This is a genomic window from Streptomyces sparsus (genome assembly GCF_054776295.1).
Window position 1 is genome coordinate 1 of the sequence record NZ_BAAHCA010000287.1, and the last position, 5,290, is coordinate 5,290.

Consider the following 5,290-nt stretch of genomic DNA (forward strand, 5'->3'; position numbering starts at 1 on the left):
CGCCGGCCCGGTCAGCCGAGCGGCCGGCACCGCACCGCGCGCCGGGAGCCGATCGCGGTCGCACGGCACCGGCAGCAGCACGCGGCGGCAGCCGTACCACCACTGTGAAAGGGGAATCCGGGTGGCGCAGCAAGGCACTTCGGACGTGCTCGACCCGACGCCCGCGGCGGAGCCCTGGCCCGAGAGGGCCCCCACCGTGGAACCCGACGGAGGCGCCACCCTGCTGGCCTGGGCGGCACGCATGCGGGCCGAACGCCCGGTGTGGCGGGACGGGTCCGGCAACGTCCACGTGTTCCGGCACGCGGACGTGCAGCGCGTACTCGCGGACCCGGCGACCTTCTCCTCGGACACGGTGGGGCGGCTGTCCAAGGGCGAGAAGCAGGCGCCGAGGGGCACCCTGCTGCTCCTGGACCCGCCGCTGCACGGCAAGATGCGCCGACTGGTGAGCAAGGCCTTCACCCCCGGCCTGATCGCGGGGCTGGAGCCCTGGATCACCGAACTGACCGGTGAACTGCTGGACGGCGCCGGGGACGGCTCCTTCGACCTGGTGGACACCCTGGCCAACCCGCTGCCGGTGACGGTGATCGCCCGCATGCTGGGCGTGCCGACCGAGGACCGCGACCTGTTCCAGGGCTGGGCGGACCAACTGCTCGCGACCGACCCGGAGGACCCGGAGAGCGTGCGGCAGATGGAGGAGACCGCCGTCACCATCTCCACGTACCTGCAGGACTTCATCGAGTCCCGCAGGGCCGAGCCGCGCAGCGACCTGCTGGGCACCCTGGTGGCCGCCGAACTGGACGGGGAGCGCCTGGCGGACGAGGACATCGCCAGCTTCGCGACGCTGCTGCTGCTCGCGGGGCACATCACCACCTCCGTCCTGGTCGGCAACGCCCTGATGTGCCTGGACAGCGATCCGGACCTGTTCGCCCGGGTACGCGACGACCGCTCGCTGGTGCCCGCGGTGATCGAGGAGACCCTGCGGCTGCGACCGCCGTTCACCCGGATCGAACGGGTGGTCACCACTCCCACGGAGCTGGCGGGCACGGAACTGCAACCGGACACGCTGGTGCACCTGTGGCTGCTGTCGGCCAACCGCGACGCGTCGGTCTTCGAGGACGCGGACGCGTTCAGGCCGGACCGCGCCAACGCCCGGCAGGCTGCGTTCGGGCACGGCATCCACTACTGCATCGGTGCCCCGCTGGCCCGGCTGGAGGGCCGCATCGCCCTGGACGCGCTGCTGGACCGCTACACGAGTCTGCGGGTGGACCCCGCCGCCCGGCTTTCCTGGCACGGCACCAACGTCTTCGGCGCCCGCCACCTGCCCCTCTGCGTCGAACCGGCCTGACCGGCCCGTCGCCCGCCGCCTCCCTCGCCCCACGGAGTGACCATGAAGTCCAGGCCCGATGCGCCCGTGATCCCCACCGACCGCGGCGGGTGCCCGTTCGACCCGCCCGCCGCCTACGCCCGGCTGCGTGCCGAGGACCCGGTCAGCCCGATCACCTTCCAGGTGGCCCCGAAGGACCCCTCCGGATGGCTGGTGACCCGGCACGACCTGGTGCGTCAGATCCTCTCCGACGAGCGCTTCAGCCACCGCAACGAACTGCTCGCGCACGTGGTCGCGCCGCCGTTCCCGATGACGGAGTACGCCCCGCAGCCGGCCCCGCCCGGATCGTTCGCGAAGATGGACGCCCCCGGCCACACCAAGTACCGGCGACTCCTGGCAGGGCACTTCACCCTGCGGCGCATCCAGCAGCACGAACCCGAGCTGGAGCGGATCGTCGACGAGACCCTGGAGGACCTGGCGGCCCAGGGCTCGCCCGCCGACCTCGTGAGCGGCTTCGCCGACACAGTGAACCTGCGGTCGGTGTGCTCCCTGATGGACGTGCCCTCCGAACTGATGTCGGGCATCTCCGAGCACTTCGCCGTGATGTGGAAACTCACCTACACCCTTGAGGAGTTCGTCCACCACCTGGAAAGCATCGACGCGCTGATCCGGCCCATGGTCAGGGAGCGCATGAGCGAACGCGGGGACGACTTCTTCGGGCGGCTCGCGGCGACGGATGAACTCACCGAGGAGGAACTGGTCAACCTGGCGGTGCTCACCCTGGGCGGCTCGCTCGACACCACGCCGAACATGCTGGCGCTGAGCACGTTCGCCCTGCTGGAGAACCCCGACCAGTTGGCCCTGCTGCGCGAACGTCCGGAACTGTACGAAGCGGGAGCGGTGGACGAGCTGCTGCGCTTCCTGACCATCTCCCACCTCGGCTCCAGCCGGTGCGCGCTGGAGGACGTGGAGGTGGGCGGTCGGACGATCAAGGCGGGGCAGACGGTGGTGCTGTCGCTGCCGGCCGCCAACCGGGACCCCGAGGTCTTCGACGACCCCGACCGCCTGGACGTCACCCGCGTCCCCCGCAAGCACCTCGCTCTCGGCTTCGGAGCGCACCAGTGCCTGGGCCAGCACCTGGCCCGGGCCAGCCTGCGCATCGGTCTGCGCCGCCTGTTCACGCGGTTCCCGACGCTGCGGCTGGCCGAGCCCGCCGAGGACGTGCCGCTGCGCGACCGTGCCGTGCACTACGGCGTGGACCGGCTGCTCGTGGGTTGGGAGTGAGCACGCCGTGAGCAGGACGCAGGCACCCTCCTTCCGCACGCGCGTGGACAGCCGCGAGGAGCAGGTGCACGTGGTGAGGTCCGGGCAGCCCCCGTCCGGCCGTGTCCGGCTGAGCGGCTACGACCTGCTGATCGGGCCGTGGTACACGCCGCTGACGTTCTTCTACCGCAAGACGCTGGACGGTGCGGCGCTGCGGGACTCGCTCGCCCGGACCCTCGCGCGCTACCCCGTGCTGGCCGGCCGGCTCCGGCGGGACGCCGACGGCGGGCTCAGCGTGGAGTGCAACGACGGGGGAGTGCGCTTCACCGAGGCCTACAGCCCCGAACCCCTGCGGGAGTTCGGGCCCGACCTGCGGTCCGAGCCGGTCATCGGCAACCTCGTGCGTGAGGTCAGCCCCTTCCGGGTGGTCGGCCGGGACGCCCCGCTGCTCAAGATCCGCCTGACCCGGATGCGCGGCGGGGGCTCGATCCTGGGCGTGGCGATCAACCACTGCCTCGCGGACGCCCGGAGCACGCTGGACTTCCTGCAGAGCTGGTCCCGGGAACACCTCGGCCTGCCGTGGGAGGAGCCCCACCACGACCGCGAGGCGCTGGACGCCCTGGGCCGGGTGTCGGCGGACGACCGGGTACGGCAGGAACGCGCCTTCACCTCGGTGGGCCGGCTGCGGCAGTTGACGACGACCCTCCGCCTCGGGGCCCAGCGCCTGGGCACGGTCACCGCACGGTTCGGCGCGGCGGAACTGGCGGCGATGAAGGCGGACGCCCAGGGCACGCTGGACGAGCCCGGAACATGGGTGTCCACCAACGACGCGCTCACCGCCCACCTGTGGCGGGTGCTCGGCGAGCTGCGGGCCCGCCCGGCGGGCACCACGGAGTGGCTCAGCCTGGTCGTCGGCGCGCAGGAACGCCTCGGCGGGGCACTGCCGGAATCGTACTGGGGCAACTGCGTCAGCAAGAGCTGGACCTCCGCCCCCGCGGTGGAGCTGCGGACGCGCTCCCTGGGGTCGGTGGCGGGCGCGGTGCGCCGGTGCCTGGAGACCAACACGGAGGACAAGCTGCGCGACGAGATCGCCTTTCTCAACTCCCACCGCAAACGCGGTATCTCGCGCCACGTCATGCTGGTGCGCGACCCCGACGCCGCGGAGACGTCCCTGTCCGTCAACAACTGGTCCAGGTTCCCGCTCTACCGGATCGACCTGGGCGCCGGACGGCCCTTCTGGTACGAGTTCCCGGACCTGCCCGTCCCCACGGTGCACATCACGCCGACCCCCGAGGAGGACGGAGGCCGGGACGTGTACCTCTGCCTGGACGAGACCGAGGCCGCGCGCATCACCGAAGGCCCGTGGCAGGAACGACTGCACGCCTTCGGCTCGGCGGGCGGAGCGGCCTGACGGGCGCCGGCCGGCGTCACCGCCGCTGCGGCACGGCCAACTCGACGAGAAGACGCTTGGTCACCCGGCCGCCGTGACACCCGTCGATCAGGTTCGCGACGCACGCCAGCAGGCCTTTCCCGGCTGCTTCCGGAAGTGCGCGGTGGCCGGAGCAGGTCCGCAGCAGCTCCAGGTACTCCGAGGTGGTGTGCGTCAGGTCCTGCTCGTAGCGGCGGAGCACCGTGGCGCCGAAGCGGCCGCTCCGCGCCACCTCTCCGCATGGTCCGAGCTGTCGACATCGACGGCTGCGGGAAGTGGCCTGGCCGGTTCCGCAGCCCACCTCCGGTACGCGGCTGCCGGGACGGGTACCCGCGAGTTCCGCGAGATCGTCGAAGAGTGCGGGCGGATATCCGGGCCTGGGCCCGGTCGTACAGTTCCGCTTCCACGTCGAAGGTCCGTCTCAGACGCCCCCGCCGGGACTTCTCATGGCGGTCGTCGCGTGGCGCCTGTGTGGGGACGTCGGGCGTACGAGGCAGGCCGGGCCGTCCCCCTCACGAGCGGAGTCGGACGACCGCCGTGGCGGCTGCTCACCCTTGGCACGCTCTGCTGACCGGTCGCGACGGCGACGCGCGACCGGCGGCCGACGCCTGGGGCCAGGCAGCACACCACCCTCTTATCTGTCCGATTTTCGAACACGCTCGTCCGTTCAGTGCCTGCGTGCCTTCCGGCGCGGAGGTACCTTCGACCGTCATGTGACCGTGGCACATCCCACAGTTGGCTGAAATCCACTCCTCGTAAGGCCAGTTGCAACCGTCCACGGGCAGCGACAGGCTCATCCGGGCAGGTCACCCCGCGTTCCGGGCAGCGTACGGGCAGGTCATCCGGCGATCGGGCCGCAGTGGCCAATACCACGCTGTTCCGCGGCGAGGGCGACTTCACGACGAAGTCCCCCATTGTGTGGATCACGAGTCGCGGGCGGCAAGTTCACGCCCTCCGACCTGACTAGCATGAACGCCGTACGAGGGACCGGAAGATCGCGTTCTGTTCGAGGGCCGGCCGACCATGCCGTGTCGCACAGACCGGCTGCTCCCTCCTGAATCTCACCGCACTCACGACCGAGGGACCGCGGAATGTCAGTGCCTGTCACCTCCCGCACGCGCCGGACAACTGCGGCACGGCGCCTATCGCTCGCCGTGCCCCTGGTCCTGCTGGTGGCGGTGGGAGCAGCCGGCGGCGCGATCGTCGCCGCAGCCCCGGCCGCGGCCCGCGACTGGGTCCTGGCGGTGGTGCTGGGCGCGTGGGCGTGCCTCGTC

General features: G+C 71.7%; 3 protein-coding genes and 1 pseudogene. 3 read left to right on the plus strand and 1 reads right to left on the minus strand.

All coding sequences use genetic code 11. The features are described from left to right. Positions 1–121 precede the first annotated feature (121 nt). The 3 genes from ACYVE9_RS14550 to ACYVE9_RS14560 are packed head-to-tail and all read left to right on the plus strand — an operon-like array spanning position 122 to position 3,998. The gene (locus ACYVE9_RS14550) at positions 122–1,345 is read left to right on the plus strand and encodes a cytochrome P450 (protein WP_461028260.1); all 1,224 of its coding nucleotides are present in this window, start codon (positions 122–124) and stop codon (positions 1,343–1,345) included. Positions 1,346–1,387: 42 nt separating this feature from the next. Continuing rightward, the gene (locus tag ACYVE9_RS14555; RefSeq protein ID WP_461028261.1) at positions 1,388–2,608 is read left to right on the plus strand and encodes a cytochrome P450; all 1,221 of its coding nucleotides are present in this window, start codon (positions 1,388–1,390) and stop codon (positions 2,606–2,608) included. 7 nt (positions 2,609–2,615) lie between these two features. Next, the gene (locus ACYVE9_RS14560) at positions 2,616–3,998 is read left to right on the plus strand and encodes an acyltransferase (protein ID WP_461028262.1); all 1,383 of its coding nucleotides are present in this window, start codon (positions 2,616–2,618) and stop codon (positions 3,996–3,998) included. 16 nt (positions 3,999–4,014) lie between these two features. Here the strand turns inward: ACYVE9_RS14560 and ACYVE9_RS14565 are convergent. Then, positions 4,015–4,513 (minus strand): annotated as a pseudogene (locus tag ACYVE9_RS14565) (hypothetical protein). Positions 4,514–5,290: the final 777 nt, after the last annotated feature.

Coding starts and splice junctions, on each gene's coding strand:
- ACYVE9_RS14555 (WP_461028261.1), top strand. CDS start 1,388: ATGAAGTCCAGGCCCGATGCGCCCGTGATCCCCACCGACCGCGGCGGG.